Raw genomic sequence first — 18,823 nt, 5'->3', positions numbered from 1 at the left:
GGGCACAAGTGTACAGTTTAGCCCGAGGCTCTGTCGGGCCAGGCCGTACTTTTGGGTCGAAACTGCGAAAAAGCTGCGAAAATGACCCTCTGGCTCTGTTAGGCCAGGCCGTATAGCTGCGAACATGCTGCGGACCGCCGAACGGTCATTTCAGCGTAAAAACATCGGTCATGCAGCCGAAAAACAGTTTTGGAAGGGCTTACGGATTGAGGATTTTTTGCTAGCCGGGCACAAGTGTACAGTTTAGCCCGACAGAGCCTTACATTGTGTTATAAGGTGATGCCGTTCTTGAAAGGGTGGTGCCCGCTTACTTCGACTTCGCTCAGCACAGGCTCCGGCGGGCATGACAGGTTTAATGTTTAGGTTGAATCTTTCCATTTTCTTCCTACTGCCTACTTCCTACCGCCTACTAATCGCTAAAATTCATTGACCAATACCCATATTTTTTGCTATCTTGTAGCGCGTTCGAAATATCTCGAAATCTAACACGTTAAACCAATAGGAGCTCATAATGAGTCTTACTCTTAACGATATCAAGCACCCGAAAATCAGTACTTGGGTGAATGAAATGATTGCCATGTGCGAACCGGACAACGTCGTCGTCGTTGACGGTACCCAGGAAGAATATGATGCCCTCATGCAGAAGTGCGTCAAGGCTGGCCTCGCAACGAAGCTTGCCAAGAAGGAAAACTGCTACTTGTTCCGTTCTCTTCCGTCTGACGTGGCTCGCGTCGAATCCCGTACGTTCATCTCCTCCGTCAAGGAAGAAGATGCAGGTCCGACCAACCACTGGATCGACCCGTCTGAACTCAAGCAGACGATGCGTAAGCTCTACAAGGGTTGTATGCACGGCCGTACCATGTACGTGATCCCGTTCTGCATGGGCCCGCTCGGCTCCCCGATTTCCAAGAACGGTATCGAAGTCACTGACTCCGAATACGTCGTTCTCAACATGGACATCATGACTCGCGCTGGCAAGAAGGTTCTCGATATCTTCAATGCTGACCCGAACGCTGACTTCGTTCCGTGCCTCCACTCCGTTGGTAAGCCGCTCCGCGAATGCGAAAGCGACAACGGCATCTGGCCGTGCGCTGACGTTGAATACAAGTACATCACGCAGTTCCCGGAAGAACGCCTCATTTGGTCCTACGGTTCCGGTTACGGTGGAAACGCCCTCCTCGGCAAGAAGTGCTTTGCTCTCCGCATTGCTACCGTTCTCGCTCGCGACGAAGGCTGGCTCGCTGAACACATGCTCATCCTCAAGCTCACCAACCCGAAGGGCGAAGTCAAGTACGTGACTGGCGCATTCCCGTCTGCTTGCGGTAAGACGAACCTCGCCATGCTCATCCCGACTATCCCGGGCTGGAAGGTCGAAACCATCGGTGACGACATTGCATGGATGAAGTTTGGCAAGGATGGCCGTCTCTATGCTATCAACCCGGAAGCTGGCTTCTTCGGCGTTGCCCCGGGTACTTCTGCAGAATCCAACAAGAACGCTCTTGTTTCTGCTGAAAAGAACACGATCTACACGAACTGCGCTCTCACTGAAGACGGCGACGTGTGGTGGGAAGGCATCGGCTACCCGGCTAAGGGCAAGCTCGTTGACTGGAAGGGCAAGACCCGTGACGCTCTCCCGAAGGACAAGGCTCCTAAGGGCGAAGAAATGGCTCACCCGAACGCTCGCTTCACCGCTCCGGCTAAGCAGTGCCCGTGCATTGCTAAGGAATGGGAAGATCCGGCAGGCGTTCCTATCTCCGCAATCCTCTTCGGCGGTCGTCGTCCGTCCACCATTCCTCTGGTTCACCAGTCCTTGAACTGGAACCACGGCGTGTTCCTCGGCTCCATCGTGGGTTCCGAAATCACGGCTGCCTCTACGATTGACGCCTCTCAGGTCGGTAAGATCCGTCGCGACCCGTTCGCAATCCTCCCGTTCTGCGGCTACAACATGGGTGACTACTTCAAGCACTGGATCGAAATCGGTCAGAAGTCCACTGAAGACAAGCTTCCGAAGATCTTCTACGTGAACTGGTTCCGCAAGGATGCCAACAACGAAAAGCTTCCGGGTGGCTTCATGTGGCCGGGTTACGGCGACAACAGCCGTGTGCTCGCTTGGATCTTCGACCGCTGCAACGGTGTTGACAACGCTGTCGAAACTCCGATCGGTTACATGCCGAAGGAAGGCGCCATCAATACTGATGGTCTCGCTGACTACTATAAGGAAACTCTCCCGCAGATCACGAAGGTTGACGTGGAAGGCTGGAAGAAGGAACTCGCTGACGTTAAGGAAAACCACTATCCGAAGTTCGGCAAGCACCTCCCGAAGGAACTCTCTGAAATCATCGACATGATCCAGGATCGCCTCAATAAGGCATAATTGTTCCCTTTAGGAACTTTAAAATCCTCGTTACCCCAAAGGTAGCGGGGATTTTTATTTTGTGTTTATTTTTTTTAACAAGTTGGCTATGAAATAAACTATATTTACGTTATGGTAAATAAAATATTCTTCTTTATCTTAATTGCAATTTCAGTCTCATTGGCAGATTTCTACTACAATTTCACACCAACCGAGACGGGGAATCAACAAGCAGCATCAACGCAAATAGCCAAATGTTCGGATAACTTAGCGCAACTTTCACTACAAAAGAGAAATCTGGCAAAGAAATTTGGCGAATGCACTGAAAAATATTCGCATTATTCAATCTCCATCCTCTTTTTCACGGTGGCAGAAGGCGAATCGGGTCAGATTGAAGAACAAAGGTGCTTTAGAGAGTACATAGACACATTGAAGACCCTTGTGACATGCCTCAAGACAAACCATCCGAATACATCTTTTTACTCTACAGACGAGAAAAACTCTTACCTGTTTTACTGGGCTGCAAAAGAAGACGACCTGAAAGCATTAGCCTTCAATGAACTACTATCGTACATAACTCATTATAAAGAAGTTCAGGAATCTGAAGCCGGCTTTAACGTTCTTGACCAGTTCAACACATATGACGAAGAACTCGCTTTGCGCCATGTTTCAGCAGAATACATCGAAAGAAAACTAGCCGAATTGAACGGCTCTCGCGAAGATAAAGATGTGCTGAGACTTTTTTTCAAGTACCTTAAAGCTAAATATGATTACCATTACCGCTGCAGCATCAAGCCTGCTATAAGGTGCGATACAAGCTGGCTTGGCGAAGACAAGAATGCATTCTTGAAGAAATATCCGGAATCGGAATATCGTGGCTTTGTCGAAACACAGATGCCTGGCTTTGCTGATAGAACCGCCGAAGAAAAGAGACAAGCAAAAGAAGAAAACAAGCTCATCAAGCAACAAATTCGAGAACAGGAAATTGCCAAGAAAATCGCAGAACGCGATGTCTGGGTAGCATTGACGGGTATTGCGATGTTCGGTATACCTTCGACATCCACTTCAGGCTTTGACGACAACTTTGATGTTTCGAACGCTTTTGGAATTGCGCTACGAGCAAGCTACCGTAGGGCATTTTTCCAATACCAGTATAACTTTTCTATCGGCGATAACAACAAGGGTGGCTCCATTTCGGAAAAGTCTTACTCTCTGATGGCAGGAGCCGCAATAGGCCCTAAAAAGAAGTTTACCGTCGATATTCTGTTCGGTATCATGTATGTCGATGTCTACCCGAAAAGCAATGACATGCCTGCCGCTATTCTCGATGATGAATCCTGGACATTTGCTGTACAAGGGAACTACTATTTCCCGATTTCGGATTCCTGGGACATTACCGCATTTGCCCAAGCCCGCATGAATTTTGTCGAAAACTATTGCAGGGATAGCTACTGGAACTACGATCCTCGTGGTTACGGTTATTATTGCAATGACCCAAACAGGAATGACGATAAAGCAGAAACCGAAAGATTCTGGGACGGAATTCAATGGACATTAAGCATTGGTGTTGGCATTCGATTCTGGAAACCGAAGCCGGCATCTTGGTACTAAGGAGGTTATATGAAGTTTAGAGCATGTTTAGTTGCAGTATTCTCGCTTTTGCTAGTCGGCTGTGGCGGCAAGCGTTTGGCGGTTGATCCGCAATGGAAAACCCCGCCCAAGAATTTTACGATTCTCATTTCGGAACCTTATGTTGCAAATTCCGACGATGTCACGGATGACTTTGGCGATGAGGACTCATTTAAGCAATGGTTGCTTGCATATATGGATAGCGCATTTTCTTCGTACACAGAAGTGCCTCATACGGTAATGCAAGCCAAAGACGAAACCTTTATCATGAGCCAAGCCCCTCTTGAAGATGGCTATATCGCTATCCCGTTGCCAGAGAAAGAAAAGATCGAGGAAATAAGCGGTATTGTCGTCTCCATCCATCCAATCCGCTTTTGGAGAGACACCGACATTTGCCATAACCGAAACGGCTGCATAGGCAACAACAACCTTAATCTACAAGTGATGTACAGTATCGTTTCTGTGGATGATACAAAAGTGTTAGCTTATGGCGGAGCTTACGACAAGAGCTCTTTCACTTTTGCCATGACAAAGGGCGACTGGGAAAGTGTCATAAAGGGGATTGCTAAAAAAGTCGTTAAAGAAACGCCTCTTGAAAAATAATCCAAAAAGGAATTAAAAAAGTGCCGCGGCTTAACGTCGCGGCACTTTGAGTATGTTATTGGTTACGATTTATTCTATATATTTCTTGATGAGGCGGACCATCAAATCGGCTAGCTTTTCCACTTCATAATCGCCGACGGAAGCTTCAATATGCTTGTTTCCGATGCCGCTATCGTTAGTGAGGAAGACGTACGTGCCGCCCGTTGCAAGTTCAAAGAATCTCAGCATAAATTCGGTGTCCTTGTCCACGCCGCTAGCAGCTACCGGGATGATCTTGATGCCGTTCTGGGCAAAGAGTGCAATAGATTTTTGCAGGCTTTCGATGACGTTGTCCTTATGGTGCGCAGGGGCGTCAAGAATTAAGAAAGCGATACGTGCACGAGCCGATTCGTTCCAGGAAAGCTTTTGCAAGGCAGCTTCAAGTGCATAGTCAACAGCTTCGGGATAGTCGCCACCACCGCCTGCTTTCTGTTTGGCGACAAATTCCTGAGTCATAGAAACGTTATCTGAAAAATCATCGTATCGAGTGATGTATTCGTCTTGGACATCGCGGTAGAACAATGCTGCAGTGCGCAAAGCGATGTTGTTGCCCGAACTAGCGTGGTCGATAATGTAATTGAGGTCCGAAATGAGGAAGCGGATTTCGTCGGTCATGGAGCCTGTTGCATCCACGATGAATGCGATATCGGCTTTTGCTGCGGCCTGTTGGGCGTCGGCACTTACGACAACGTTAAGATTGACTTGTTCATCGCCCTGCATTGTGAACTTTAGCGGTTCGATATAGCTTGCGCCATTGACGTTAAGAGAATAATCGGCCGCTACGATATCGCTATCATCATTGGCAAAAAGGCTCTGCCAGCAGTAAGCGAACCCGGCATTATCCGTCTTTGTGGAGAATTGTACGGAGCCTCCCTTAAGGAGTTCCACGGGGACGTTTGCAATGGCCGTGTTATTCCCGTCGACAACTTGTACTGCCACTAAATTCTTGGGATAGAATTTCCAGTAACTCGTTTTTTCGTAATACTTGTTTTCGTTGAGGAGGTCGCTCCAGAACTTCCAATTGTCGAGATCGTTCCATTCACCAGCCGTGAGCAAACCCGATGTTCTGTTGTTTGTGCCACCAAGGCCTCCCGCGCCGCTCGTTCCGCCGACACCACCAGCGCCCCCTGGAGATCCGCCTGTTACGCTAACGCCTCCGGCACCACCTGTTACGCCACCGGCACCGCCGCCTTTCGTAGAAGTGGTTGCATCAGAGAATCCGCCGCCAAAGCCACCAGGAGCGCCCGCACCGCCTTCGTAGCTATCAGTAAGGGCAAATTCATAGTCACCAAAAGGCGTATCTGTGGTATTTGCCGCGCTGCTTTTGGGCGTAACACTTGAGGAACTTTCTGTTCCCGAGCTACTTTCAGCGGAGCTTTCTGTAGAACTTTCTGCAGAGCTTTCAATGCTAGAAGACATTGCAGAACTGCTTTCGGCTTTGGGACTATCGGCAGAGCTTTCGACACTTGAGCTTTCTGCACCGGAGCTTTCGATCCCCGCACTTACGGGAGTTTCGTCGATGCCCGCGGTACTCGCAAAATTAGCGCCATTATCGTCGCTACAAGCGGTACTCAATAGCGAAAACGCTATAACCGCCAACCATTTCTTTTTCATGTTAACACCTCCTTCTTGTTTTACACAACTTAAAATATAATTCAGCAACACAACAAAAATGTGTAAATTTTTGAAATATCGCTATTTCTGTTGAGAAAATTGTCAAAACATTTTCTATATGCAACAAAGCGTTTTATATAGGGGAGGAGAGCACAGCAAAAAAGAGAATTCCCATTAATATATATTTCATCACGAGGTTTACATGGGCAAGTTAATTAAAGTCAAGTGTGATTTTTCGAAAGTCTTAAACTTTGCAATGCAGCAGAATCGTGTTCCTGTCATCCGTTCATTGCAGATTGCCAACATATCAGAAAAACGTTTGGAAAAGATAACGGTTGAAATTTTTGCAAAACCGGAATTTTCAGCTCCAGCGAAATACACCTTTGAAAATCTCGACCCACAGGAATTGGTGGATATTACATCACCAGATGACCGGCAGACATTTTCGGAAGTGGTCGACTTGCATCTAGATCCCAATTTTTTCATGGGTATTACAGAACGCTTTGCAGGGCTCCTTGAAATTGTGGTATCCGTGAACTCGGTCGAAGTAGAACGGCTGACGCAAGAAATTAGTTTACTTGCCTATAATGAATGGGGTGGCGATTATGTCTTGCCCGAATTACTTGCCGCCTACATTACACCGAATCATCCGCTTGTAGCACAGGTACTGCGCCGAGCATCGGAAAAGCTGAAATCGTGGACGGGTGATGGGGCATTATGTGGTTACCAGAGGAAAAGTGAAAATCATGTGCTAAAGCAGATGGCTGCCATTTTTGCAGCTCTAGAAGAGTTGGATATCCATTACTCCATGCCTCCGCAAGGCTTTGAAATTTCAGGACAGAAAATCAGAACTTGTGATGAAATTGCAACGCAAAAATTGGGAACTTGCCTAGACCTCTCGATTCTTTACGCCTCATGTTTGGAACAAGCGTGGCTCCACCCGATTATCGTTCTGACAAAGGACCACGCATTTGCAGGCTGTTGGCTTGTTGAAGAGACGTTTGCCAGTGCAGTCCAGGATGACCTAAGCCTTCTTTCGAAACGCGTCAGCAACGATGTCGGTGAAATTTGTCTTGTTGAATGTACTCTTTTTGCACAAGGAACACAGATTGATTTTGACAAAGCCGTCAACGAAGCGAAAAATCATCTTTTGAAAGAAAACTATTTTCAGTTTTTTATCGATGTAAAACAAGCCAGATTTGGCAATTCAATTCGCCCGATTCCGCAGAGAAAATATGATGCAGAAGGCAATTTGGAAAAACTGCCTGAAAATCAAGAAGAAAAGCTAGATGAAACGACGTGGAGCGCTCCCGAAGAAATCGAAATTGCAGAAAAGGACGAAAGCGAAGGTCCCGTAAAACACAGCAAGCAGAGAATTTGGCAGAACAAGCTCCTGAACATGACGCTCCGAAATTCACTTTTGAATTTCAAACCGACAGGCAAGTCCATTCAGCTGATTTGCAATGATTTGGGAATTTTGGAAGACGCCCTTACAGCAAAAGAGGAATTCAAGATTGTTGAATTTTTTGACGGACGGAAAAAGGAATTTGAAAACAACTTCATTTCCATCGCCAAAGACGATGATATCGATGAACTTCTGGATCATGAATTCCAGAACAAACGCCTTCGCACTTTCATGGGGAAGACGGAAACAGAAAATAAAATTCGTGCACTGTACCGCGCCGCAAGAGCCAGCCTAGAAGAAAACGGCTCCAACACGCTATACCTCGCACTTGGATTCTTAAAATGGTACGAGACGAAGGTCAGCGAAAAAGCTCTTTATGCTCCTCTTGTTTTGTTGCCTCTTGAAATTGTCCATAAATCGGCTGGACAAAACTTTATCATTCGCGAACGCGATGAAGAACCGCAATTCAACATTACGTTACTTGAGAAACTGCGTGGGGAATTCAATCTTGTCATAAACGGTCTTGATCCGTTGCCAATTGACGGGAGCGGTTTAGATATAAAGAAAATTTTCGCGACAGTCCGCCAAGCTATCAAAAACAAGAAGCGCTGGGATGTTGTAGATTACGCATTTATTGGACAGTTCTCGTTCTCGCAATATATCATGTGGAACGATATCAGACAACGTAGTGAAGAACTTTCCAAGAATAAGATTGTCAAGGGGCTTATTGACGGAGTACTTCCAGAAACTCTGCCGGAACTTGTTGCATCAGAAACATTGGATGCATCGTTCAAGCCTTCGGACATGGCAATTCCGCTAAGCGCCGATTCTTCACAGATGGCGGCAATCTGTTCTGCTGCGAAAGGGTGTAGCTTTGTGCTGCATGGTCCTCCGGGAACCGGAAAATCGCAGACCATTACAAACATGATTGCAAATGCTTTGTTCAACGGAAAATCCGTGCTGTTTATTGCCGAGAAAATGGCGGCCCTTTCTGTTGTTCAAAACCGTCTTGAGAAGCAAGGACTTGGTGCTTTTTGTCTTGAGCTCCATTCCAATAAGGCAAACAAGTCTTCGGTCATGAAGCAACTGAATTCAGCATTGGAATTTGGGAAACGCCAAGCACCGAGCGAATACAAATCTGAAGCCGAAAATCTCCACAAGATGCGCGTCCATTTGAATAGCCTTATGGATAAAATCCACAAGGTTCGCGCTTCAGGATATTCCCTTTACGACGTCATTGGACTCTTCGAGGAACATCCGGAATTTGTCGGAGCAATTCCTGTCAAGAACAATCTTGTAAAGAGCGCAGATTCCGCAAAATTGAAAGAATGGTTCGACGCTAGTGATCGTTTCAAAATCATGGGCGAACTTTGTGGAAATGTGTCTAGTCATCCGCTTTCAGATTGGAACTGTTACCAATATTCCGAGACGGAGCGAGAAAACATTTCAAACTTCTTAGATCAACTTGAACATTGCGTCATCCACATTTCGGAAATCCTTTCGGAACTCAAACAAAAATTTACAACGCTGAATATTGATTCGCAAGATAAAGCCGAAGCGTTATCATCTTTATGTGATAATCTCGGAACAATCGATGCATTGCCATTGGGCGTTTTATTTAAGGGAAATTCTGACTTTGAAAATGCTTTGGCGGATGCCTGTAAAAATGGACGCCTGAGAAATGAAATTCAGGATAAAATAGATAACATATTTGAACCTGAAATCTATGACATCGATGCCGTCGCTTTACGCGGAGAATGGAAGGACGCATCTGCCAAATGGTTCATTCCGAAATTTTTCGGTCAGAGAAAAACAATTTCGGCACTTAGGCGTCTGGCGAAAAATCCGAAAATTGATAAAGACCACGTCGCCGAAATACTGGACAAATTGGTTGAATTCAAACGGCACTCAAAATCGATTGACGAATCCGCAGCAGTTCTTTCGAATGCCTATGGCAATTTCTGGAAATCGTACAAAAGCGACTGGAATCTTCTTGAACAACAATACGCTCTAGGCACGAAACAGTACGGAATAATAAGCCGCCTATACAATGATCCAAACGACATTAGCGCTGCATGCAAAGATATAGCAGACTTAGGAACATTCCGCGAAAGAAACAACAAAGTTCTCGCTGATTTTAAGCGAACCTATGAGGAAATGCAAAATCTCTGGAGGTTCATTCGCACCTTAACAAACATGGAACGAGAAATTCCATTTGGCGATAATTGGACAACAGGGCTCCTAGAAAAAATCCGTTCATGGAAAGCCAACCTCCACGGATTGCGTGACTGGTGTAATTACAATGCCTGCAAAAAGACTCTCGCTGATTTAGGCATAAAATGCGTTTCTCGTGCGATTGAATCAGGACGAGTTGCAATTTCTGATGTGACGACTGCGTTTAGAACAAACGTTGCTTATCGACTGATAATCCTTTACATCGAAGAAGATTCTGAATTAGGCAACATCAACGCTAGCTTGATTGAACACGAAATCAAGCATTACAAGCAGTCCATCGAAAAATTTGCCGAGCTTACCCGTAAAGAACTTATTGCAAAACTTTCGGCGAATATTCCATCTTCTACAATGGTCGCGTCGTCATCTGAAATTGGCATTTTGAAGAGGAGCATCGCAAGCAAATGCAAGGGAAAATCCATACGCCAGTTGTTCGATTCAATCCCTACTTTACTACGCAAGCTGACCCCGTGCATGTTGATGAGCCCGATTTCTGTGGCGCAATATATCGGTCCGACATTCCCAAAATTTGACCTTGTCATTTTTGACGAAGCGTCCCAGCTACCGACTTGCGAAGCGGTTGGCGCGATTGCACGCGGAGAAAATCTCATCGTTGTCGGCGACCCCAAACAAATGCCCCCGACAAGTTTCTTCAAAAAGGGATATACTGACGAAGACAATCTAGACAAGGAAGACTTGGAAAGCATTTTGGACGATTGCTTGGCAATCTCTATGCCCGAAATGCACTTGCTTTGGCATTACCGTTCGAAAGACGAAAGCCTCATTGCTTTTAGTAACTACAAATACTATGACCATAAGTTATTTACGTTCCCGTCGCCAAGCGATATAGAAGGTTGCGTGAAGTTCATTCCGGTCAAGGGTACATACGATCGAAGCAAGACCCGCCAAAACCTCGCCGAAGCGAAACTAATAGTGGAAGAAATAATCAGACGCTTAAAAGACAAATCCGAACGCAAAAAAAGCATCGGGGTCGTCACGTTTAGCGTTGTTCAGCAGAATCTCATTGATGACTTGCTCGATGATGAATTCTCCAAAAATCCGAAATTGGAAGAATGGTCGAAAACGTCTGGCGAGGAGATTTTCATCAAGAATCTGGAAAGCGTACAGGGTGATGAACGCGACGTGATTATTTTCTCTATTGGGTACGGACCGGACCATAATGGAAACGTGTCGCTCAATTTCGGACCGATCAACAATGCCGGCGGATGGCGTCGCTTGAACGTGGCGGTTTCCCGTTCGCGTTATGAAATGCTTGTGTATTCGACATTGCAGCCGGAACAGATTGACTTGAATAGGTCTTCGTCCGAAGGTGTCGCTGGACTCAAAGCGTTCTTGACTTATGCAAAATACGGCAAGAGGGCGCTCCCGGTATCGCATGTTGCAGGGGCTACGTCTGCGAAAGATTTCTTCAAAATTTCAATTGCAAATGAACTGAAAAAATTAGGCTATAACGTTGAACTGGATGTCGGTTGTTCGAAGTTTAAAATGGACTTGGCAATTGTACATCCCGAAAACGAAAAGAAGTTCATTTTGGGAATTCTTTGCGACGGGAAAAACTACAAGAAAGCCCGCACAGCAAAAGACAGAAACGTTTTACAACAAAGTATCCTAGAAACACTCGGATGGAACATTGTCCGCTTGTGGTCATTTGAATGGTTCTTGAACAGGGAACACCGCGACCGCATTGTGCAGGGAATAAAGCAAAAGATTGACCAAATCATCGAAAAGGAAAAGCAGCCCGTTTTAATTGATGATGTCGAAACAAGCCCAGTCGAAGAAACGGCGCTTCCGGCGGAAAACGCAAGTGGTGATACGGGGACAAATGTCTCCGATGAAACCACCGGGCTAAAAACATTCCAGTCGATGTTCAAAACGTATCAGCTCGCAAATGTGGAGCACCCGCCCAAAGGTCGCGACATATATGATATGTCTTCTACAGAACTTCTGAAAAGTCAGATCGAGAAAATCGTAAGAGCGGAATCTCCAATCTCGTCTACCGTACTCGACGCTCGTCTCTCGGATTTGTGGAATGCCAAGCGCACGCAAAAATTCATAAATCGCATACACGGTTTTTGTAAGTATCTCCATTTTGCCGAAAAGCAAGAAAATGGAAAGACTTTCTATTGGAACCCGGATAGCAAGGGACTTGTTGAATTTAGGAGACCTTCAGACGGATTCAAGCGCAATGTGGACGACATCCCCATGCAGGAGATTGCATTTGCAGTCAAGGCGATTGTCGATAGTCAAATAAGCATCGAGCTCGAAGAAATGGAACGATTGATTGCGAAAGTTTCAGGATTTACGAAATGCACTTCGCAAATGAAGGATGTCATCGACAGAGCCATCGAATGGGCTGCCATGATGAAATTTATTGCAAAGGACGGAAATCGCATTGCAATGATAAAGCAATAAAGTCATTATCATTGTCATTTTATCAAGACAAATTCGTTTTTAGCCTCATAAAAAGTGAACTTTTCAACTTACTTTAAAGTAAGTAAGGTCCAAAGGAGGCTATATGACGGTTTCAATTAAGGGATTTTCTCTTTTTGCAGGTTCCATCGCATTTTTGAGCACTCTTGCCTGTGCTGCAACGATAAACGTTGACATGGGCAAGGAATACCAGCGCATCAGCGGCTTTGGTGCAGCATCGGCATGGGCGGGTTCCATTACCGACAAAAACGCAGCCTTCCTTTGGGACTCCACTAGCGGCGCGGGGCTTACGCTGCATCGCATCCGCATTGCTCCGGACGGCTCCACCTCCGAAACAAGTATCGCAAAAAAGGCGAGTGAATACGGCGTCAAAGTCTGGGCCGCTCCATGGACATCCAAATACACCGTAAATTACGATGGCAACAAAAAGCATCTGGATTTCAATCATGCTCAAGACTGGGCAAACACCATCTTAAAGTTTACGCAAGACATGCGTAAAGCTGGAGTCAACCTGTACGCGATTTCGTCGCAAAATGAGCCTGACGGCACCGGCGATAACCACTACGAACCCGATGAATTGGCTCGTTGGGTAGGCGACTATCTTGGTCCCACCCTCGATACCACGGGCATCAAAATCATAGGCACCGAAGCCATCAACTGGTACGGATTCCCCAATTACAAAAAAGCATTCTTCAACAATCCTGCCGCCTTAAAATACACGGACATTTTTGGAACGCACGAATACGGTGGAGACCCAGCCGCTTACCCCGAAATCCATGAAGCAGGCAAAGAATTCTGGGAAACAGAAGTCTACGATCTCGGAAGCAACAAGGAAGACGTTGGCATGGGAAGCGCTCTCCGCGTTGCAAACATGATCCACGACGCCCTTACGATTTCGAATATGAACGCCTGGCATTTCTGGTGGATTTATTCATGCAGCGAACCCAGCTGCGGTAACGGAGCGCTTTGGCCACAAGGACAAGGCAACCCCGATAACGTGGAGCCCACCAAACGACTCTGGGTCATGGGAAACTATAGCCGCTTCGCACGCCCCGGCTCCTGGAGAATCGATGCTACCAAGAATCCCGAAAGAGATGTAAAGGTCACCGCCTACCGCGACTCCCTCAAGACGAAAATCGCAGTCGTCATTCTCAATTCCAAGAATGAGGAATTCAAGGCGGACTTTGACTTCGGAAGCACAAAGATTGGAAGCTTTAAGCCCTATGTCACCGACGACAATAACAACCTCAAGGAAGGGAACGAAGTCAAGGTTGACGGTACAAAGTGCAGCTACAGCGTCCCGGCCCGCAGCGCAACGACAGTCGAATTCATTCTATGGCAAGAGCCAAAGGTGGAACCGCCCAAAGATTCAACAGACGCCATAGCCTTCAGGATACGTTCTGTACAAAAAAATCAAAGCTCATATAAAGTATTTAGCCCGATTGGTACGTTTATCGGCGAATTCCAAGCGGAACACATCGGCGAACTTCGCAACGCCATGACAAGCGCAGGCTTAAGCCGCGGCGTGTACATGGTCAAACTCGGCAATGCGAAGACGCAACGAGTGGTGTTGAAATAAGCAAAAGGTCGCCCCGCAAGGGACGACTTTTTTGTTAGAAGCCCAGTTCGTCCAAAAGTTCCTGTGGTGTCGAATATGTTTTGGCATTCAGGGCGTGAGCGAGTTTTTCGCCCTCATCGATGGACTCGATAAGTTTCTTGGTGAGGACTGGATTGTTGCCATTGAACTCTAAATTGACGGATTGATTTTTCAATAATTCTTTCATATTTTTAAATATCTATGAAAGAATTTCAAAATGCAAGAGATTGCAGTTTTGTTCGTTTTTAACGCATTTTTGAATTCGTTAAATTTTAAAATTTTTCGTCGAAATTTTTGGAAATTCGTTAAAAATTCGTTAAGTTTTTTAAATTTTCTTTAAAATTGTCGAATTTTCGTCAAAAACGCCGCTTTTTACTCAAACTTGTTTTTTTTCGATAAAAAAGTGGGAAAAAGACCAAGTTGATAGAGTTAAGTAGGTCTTTTTCTATGGATAAATGTGAGAAAAAGACCTATTATGCGAGGCTTAGGCGAGTGTTTCCTTATTTGGGGACTAAGCACAAGGTTAGTGGAGCGATGAAAAGAATTATATTTACTTTGCAACTAGTGGCTCATTACTATTTAAAGGAATAGACTATGCTCAAACCCGCAAATAAGGAAGAACTGAAGAAAATCATCGAGAACCGCATTCAGACCGAGGGGCCCGAGTGCAACTTGAACGACATTGATGTTTCGGGCATCACCGACATGAGCGAGTTGTTCAAAGGATGCGAATTCAATGGTGACATCAGCAAGTGGAACGTGTCCAATGTGACCGATATGAGTAGGATGTTTCGTGAAAACAACTTCAAAGGCGACATCAGTCAGTGGAACGTTTCCAATGTGACCGATATGGGCGGAATGTTCCTTGACAGCCAATTCAACGGCGACATCAGCAAGTGGAATGTATCCAATGTGACCGACATGACCGGGATGTTCTCCGGCAGCCAGTTCAATGGTGATATCAGCAAGTGGAACGTGTCCAATGTGACTAAAATGAGCGGGATTTTCTTCGGTAGCCCGTTCAATGGCGATATCAGCAAGTGGAACGTGTCCAATGTGACCGATATGAGTTGTATGTTCTGGGATTGCAAATTCGACGGTGACATCAGTAGGTGGAATGTATCTAATGTGACCGACATGAGTAGTATGTTCTCCCAAAGCGCATTCAACGGCGACATAAGTAGGTGGAATGTGTCCAAAGTAACCAAAATGAGCTGCATGTTTTGGAATAGCTATTTCAATGGAGACTTAAGCAGGTGGAATGTGTCCAAAGCAATCGGAATGAGCGGGATGTTCCTCGGTACCCCGTTCAATGGTGATATCAGCAAGTGGGATGTGTCCAATGTGACCGATATGAGCGGAATGTTCGAAGGAAGTGCGTTCAATAGTGATATCAGCAAGTGGAATGTGTCCAATGTGACCGATATGAGCGAGATGTTTTTCCGTAGTGATTTCAATGGAGACATCATCAGCAATTGGAAAATACGCCTTGACTGCGACACCTCGAACATGTTCGGTTAAAAAATTCATAAATAAAAACGCCCAGCTTTTGCAGGGCACCCCTTCCTTAGCACACAAAGCCTTGATGCGGATCTGCACAAGGCTTTTACTTTTTTCTCATTTTTTACAAAAATCTCAAAATGTCATAATATGACATTCTATAAAACTATATTATAAACGTGCGAATTTCCGCAGGAGACCAGGTCGTGAAAAAAATAATTACGTCTATTGTAATAGTGCTGATTACATGCATATATGCATTTTGGCTGTTTAATTTAATCAAGCATGACCAGGAAGAGACAAAAAGCAACCTACGGAAGACGAGGGAACTGCTGTTCAAAACGCAGGAGCAGAAGAGCGCCCTGCATGACCAGAAGCTTATCCTGCAGGAACAATTAGAATTGTCACAGGAACGGTCAAAAAATTTGGACTCCACGCTTCGACAGTTCTTACTTGAGGATTCGCTGAGAGACGAATTCCAAAACAGCCTATACGCACACGAGGCTCTCGCGGAAAACAACGACATTGAACACTTCACAGTCTCCATAGACACGGTGCAAAGGCCTTTCAGTGAAGTTTACGCTCATTGGACGCTCCCCGCCAAGGGTATAAGCAAAACAGCCCGAAACAGGATAATCCGCACGCTTCTAGGTGACAAGGTTCAAAAGACCGATTTGACATTAGATAAGTCGCACATGCAGGCGATTTTAAAAAGATTCGCCGATGACGTGCGCAAAGACCAAATCCACAGATGTATGTATCCTTCAGATACCACCACAAATATTCAAGTTTTAGAACAACGCTATAGCTATGACACCATACCTATGAAATTGGTTGACAGCATTGCCCCCATATACGAAACGAAATCCTGGGCGACCTACCTGCTGCACAAAAGGGAAGACAAAGACTGTGAAGCCGTCCATTGGAGAAGAAACCTCTACATGACGTTCTCCAAGCAAGACGGTTCCGTAGTAGACAGTTCCATTTTCTTGCCAGGGTCGCAAGACCTTCTAGCCGCCCTTATCCGAAAAAATGCGGCCGGGCACGTCAATGTCCACGAAATTAACCAGGAAATCCAGCCAAGGCTCGCCTTATTCTTGAAAGACGGTGTCGGATTCAAATATTTCGATATCGGCACTACCGATTTCAACACAAAAGACGGCTTGGTTGTGGTGCCTTACAGCCAGATTCTTCCGCTAATCCGTAAGGATGTGCTGAAAAAATTCGGCTTCGAAAAATATTAAAGCGTCATAATGTTCTCAAATAAAGAGTGCGGACTTGCTTTACATTGGCGGGATATCCATCGATAATTATACAGAGAGGAAAACCAACAGAGGCATAACCATGTTTGACTTCATCAGTAACATCCTAGAACGCATAACGTATTTCTTCACGCAGGTGGTCTTGTTAATCATCATCGTTCTCGCAGTCGTCTTGCTTGCCCTCGCAACTAACAGGCACAACAAGAACCCTTATGTGGATCACTCTCAAGAAATCCAGAAACAGAAAATCGAGGCTGAACGAGACGCACAATACAAGGAGGCTTTGCAACGCCTCTATGAGGAACAATACGGGAAGTGAACCATCAACAACGGAGTTGTCACCATGGGATGCCTTGTCAACCTTATCAAAATCTTCCTAGGCTTAATCATGATTGCCATCATGATTATCGTGGGTTATAAGCTCATCTTCGATCCGTATAGACCCGAATCACCTAACAGCAGCTGGTCCCATAGACCTGTAGCAGAACAGACATATTCGAATCCCGAGCGTAGGGAACCCAAGACCCAGGAAGAAAACTACGACTTCCGAACCAATGTCCCTGTCCAAGTGGGTGAAAACCATGACTACATCATGGAGAACACCATCCAGAAGGGCTATGTCGTCATGGAGCTTACACCCGCCCTTGAACGAGGCCTCGTGTATGTCATCAAAGTGTTCAAAAGCCAGTTCGGAGAGGACTTCGCCCCGACCATTATATCCGCCCATGACTCCTTCGATAGACATGACAAGTGGTCCCATCATAAAACAGGTCGAGCTGTCGATATCAGCCTCGTGGACCTACCATACTACAAGAGAAGACGAGTCGTCAAAATTCTACAAGGAACCCTGCCCAAGGAATATAAGGTAGAATGGGAAAGCCAGGGAACCGTGAACGAACATCTCCACTTCCAATCTCGACATTAATCCAAACATCTTATAGGGCTTTTATTAGCCGAAGGAAAAATATGGCAGTTTTTGAAACTCTTTTTATCATGGCAGGGATTCTCATTGGCCTTGTGTCGCGGGGCGGAATGTACCTATTCTTGCTTCCGCTTGCCATAGTGGCGTTCGTGCTCGCTATTATGAACAGGCCGAGTCCAACGGGTTCCAAGGCAAAAAAAATCGCAAGCTCGTTTTTATCGGCAGCATACCTTATCGCGGTAATTGTCTGCCCACTTACTTTTTTCAAAAACAATTTCAAAGAATCGGAAGAAGCCCCCAAAACGGAACCAACCGTTGCATTGCAGGCTCCGGATGATCTGGAGCGGATCAAAGCGGAGATTGCCTTACATGACGACGAATTGATTGAGTGCGACCCCACAAAAATGAAAGGCTGTTTGCAATTTACCAATTATGGAACGGAACGCGACAGCAACAGGTTTTACACGGTTTCCTTGCATTGGGTGCTGCCGAGGTTCCAGGTTTATCCTAAACGGGTCCACCGGAAAATCATCAAGGGGCTGTTGGGCGAGGAATTGACCGATGCCGACACGATCCTTGATTCTGAACATTTAGGAGAAATTCATAAAAGAGCCCTTTACCGTCAGGCGGAAGAATACATGAGGAACATTGAGTCCGAACTCAGGAATTATCCCAATGACTGGTACTATGACAGCGCCCATACGCAAGTTGCCGCCACCCTCCATTACGAACGCCAGGACAGTATAGATGTCGCATTCGATTCACTGCTGTGGACGACTTATTATATTTCGAACGCCGGGTACGAAGCCGGTGCTGCCGGAGGATACTTTTACGAGTATCACCGGACCTTCTCGAAGAAAGACGGGTCGTTGGTTGATTCCACTATTTTCAATCCAAATGAAAAGAAAGCGATTATATCGCTTCTTCGCAAATATGCGGAAAAATACGATGCCAGGGCCGAAGCCATCGGCATGGATTTCCAGCTGGAGCCTTCTTTTTTGAAGGACGGTATCGGTTTTGACGGTTTGTCGTTCGACATCGGCTGGCATACCCACGGTAGCGTGATGATTGTGGTACCTTACAAGGAAATTCTGCCCTATATGGAAACATGGGCTCGCCAAAAATTCGGTTTTAATGAAGGTGAAGGTAAATAATATTGTTTCCCTCCATATGAAAAAGAGAACTGCTATTAAGCAATTCTCTTTTTTAATACTCT

General features: G+C 45.8%; 12 protein-coding genes. 10 read left to right on the top strand and 2 right to left on the bottom strand.

From position 1 onward, the window contains the following. Window positions 1–511: 511 nt before the first annotated feature. The 3 genes from B9Y77_RS02820 (at window position 512) to B9Y77_RS02810 (ending at window position 4,585) form a co-directional block, all read left to right on the top strand. Entirely contained in the window at window positions 512–2,374 is a 1,863-nt protein-coding gene (locus tag B9Y77_RS02820) for a phosphoenolpyruvate carboxykinase (GTP) (protein ID WP_074208437.1), read from the top strand. A 345-nt stretch (window positions 2,375–2,719) separates the two neighbouring features. Then, complete coding sequence (locus B9Y77_RS02815; protein ID WP_176221701.1) at window positions 2,720–3,964, top strand: TonB-dependent receptor; 1,245 nt, start codon at window positions 2,720–2,722, stop codon at window positions 3,962–3,964. 9 nt (window positions 3,965–3,973) lie between these two features. Next, the gene (locus B9Y77_RS02810) at window positions 3,974–4,585 is read left to right on the top strand and encodes a hypothetical protein (protein WP_085490390.1); all 612 of its coding nucleotides are present in this window, start codon (window positions 3,974–3,976) and stop codon (window positions 4,583–4,585) included. A 69-nt stretch (window positions 4,586–4,654) separates the two neighbouring features. On the opposite strand, the gene B9Y77_RS02805 is transcribed toward B9Y77_RS02810, so the two are convergent. After that, window positions 4,655–6,238 carry a vWA domain-containing protein gene (locus tag B9Y77_RS02805; protein WP_085490389.1) on the bottom strand — a complete coding sequence of 528 codons (1,584 nt, stop codon included), beginning with the start codon at window positions 6,236–6,238 and terminating at the stop codon, window positions 4,655–4,657. A gap of 202 nt (window positions 6,239–6,440) precedes the next feature. On the opposite strand from B9Y77_RS02805, the gene B9Y77_RS02800 reads away from it, so the two are divergent. Further along, the gene (locus B9Y77_RS02800; RefSeq protein WP_085490388.1) at window positions 6,441–12,308 is read left to right on the top strand and encodes a DUF3320 domain-containing protein; all 5,868 of its coding nucleotides are present in this window, start codon (window positions 6,441–6,443) and stop codon (window positions 12,306–12,308) included. A 103-nt stretch (window positions 12,309–12,411) separates the two neighbouring features. Beyond that, window positions 12,412–13,905: a glycoside hydrolase gene (locus B9Y77_RS02795; RefSeq protein ID WP_085490387.1), complete on the top strand. Its 1,494-nt coding sequence runs from the start codon at window positions 12,412–12,414 to the stop codon at window positions 13,903–13,905. A 34-nt stretch (window positions 13,906–13,939) separates the two neighbouring features. Here B9Y77_RS02795 and B9Y77_RS15875 read toward each other — a convergent pair whose 3' ends face one another. Further along, a complete protein-coding gene (locus B9Y77_RS15875) occupies window positions 13,940–14,110 on the bottom strand; it encodes a hypothetical protein (protein ID WP_176221700.1) in 171 nt (56 codons plus the stop codon). Window positions 14,111–14,517: 407 nt separating this feature from the next. On the opposite strand from B9Y77_RS15875, the gene B9Y77_RS02790 reads away from it, so the two are divergent. The 5 genes from B9Y77_RS02790 (at window position 14,518) to B9Y77_RS02770 (ending at window position 18,761) form a co-directional block, all read left to right on the top strand. Next, complete coding sequence (locus B9Y77_RS02790) at window positions 14,518–15,444, top strand: BspA family leucine-rich repeat surface protein (protein ID WP_085490386.1); 927 nt, start codon at window positions 14,518–14,520, stop codon at window positions 15,442–15,444. Window positions 15,445–15,629: 185 nt separating this feature from the next. Next, window positions 15,630–16,667, top strand: a complete 1,038-nt coding sequence (locus B9Y77_RS02785; protein ID WP_085490385.1) for a hypothetical protein — start codon at window positions 15,630–15,632, stop codon at window positions 16,665–16,667. Window positions 16,668–16,767: 100 nt separating this feature from the next. Further along, the gene (locus tag B9Y77_RS02780; protein ID WP_085491421.1) at window positions 16,768–17,004 is read left to right on the top strand and encodes a hypothetical protein; all 237 of its coding nucleotides are present in this window, start codon (window positions 16,768–16,770) and stop codon (window positions 17,002–17,004) included. Between the two features lie 24 nt (window positions 17,005–17,028). Then, a complete protein-coding gene (locus B9Y77_RS02775; RefSeq protein WP_085490384.1) occupies window positions 17,029–17,610 on the top strand; it encodes a hypothetical protein in 582 nt (193 codons plus the stop codon). A 41-nt stretch (window positions 17,611–17,651) separates the two neighbouring features. Continuing rightward, window positions 17,652–18,761, top strand: coding sequence for a hypothetical protein (locus B9Y77_RS02770; protein ID WP_085490383.1), 1,110 nt, complete (start codon window positions 17,652–17,654; stop codon window positions 18,759–18,761). Window positions 18,762–18,823: the final 62 nt, after the last annotated feature.

Origin of the sequence: Fibrobacter sp. UWB13 (assembly GCF_900177805.1) — a bacterium.
Taxonomy (GTDB): Bacteria; Fibrobacterota; Fibrobacteria; order Fibrobacterales; family Fibrobacteraceae; genus Fibrobacter.
The sequence above is the reverse complement of the archived record's forward strand: the minus strand, read 5'-3'. Positions and strand labels throughout refer to the sequence as shown.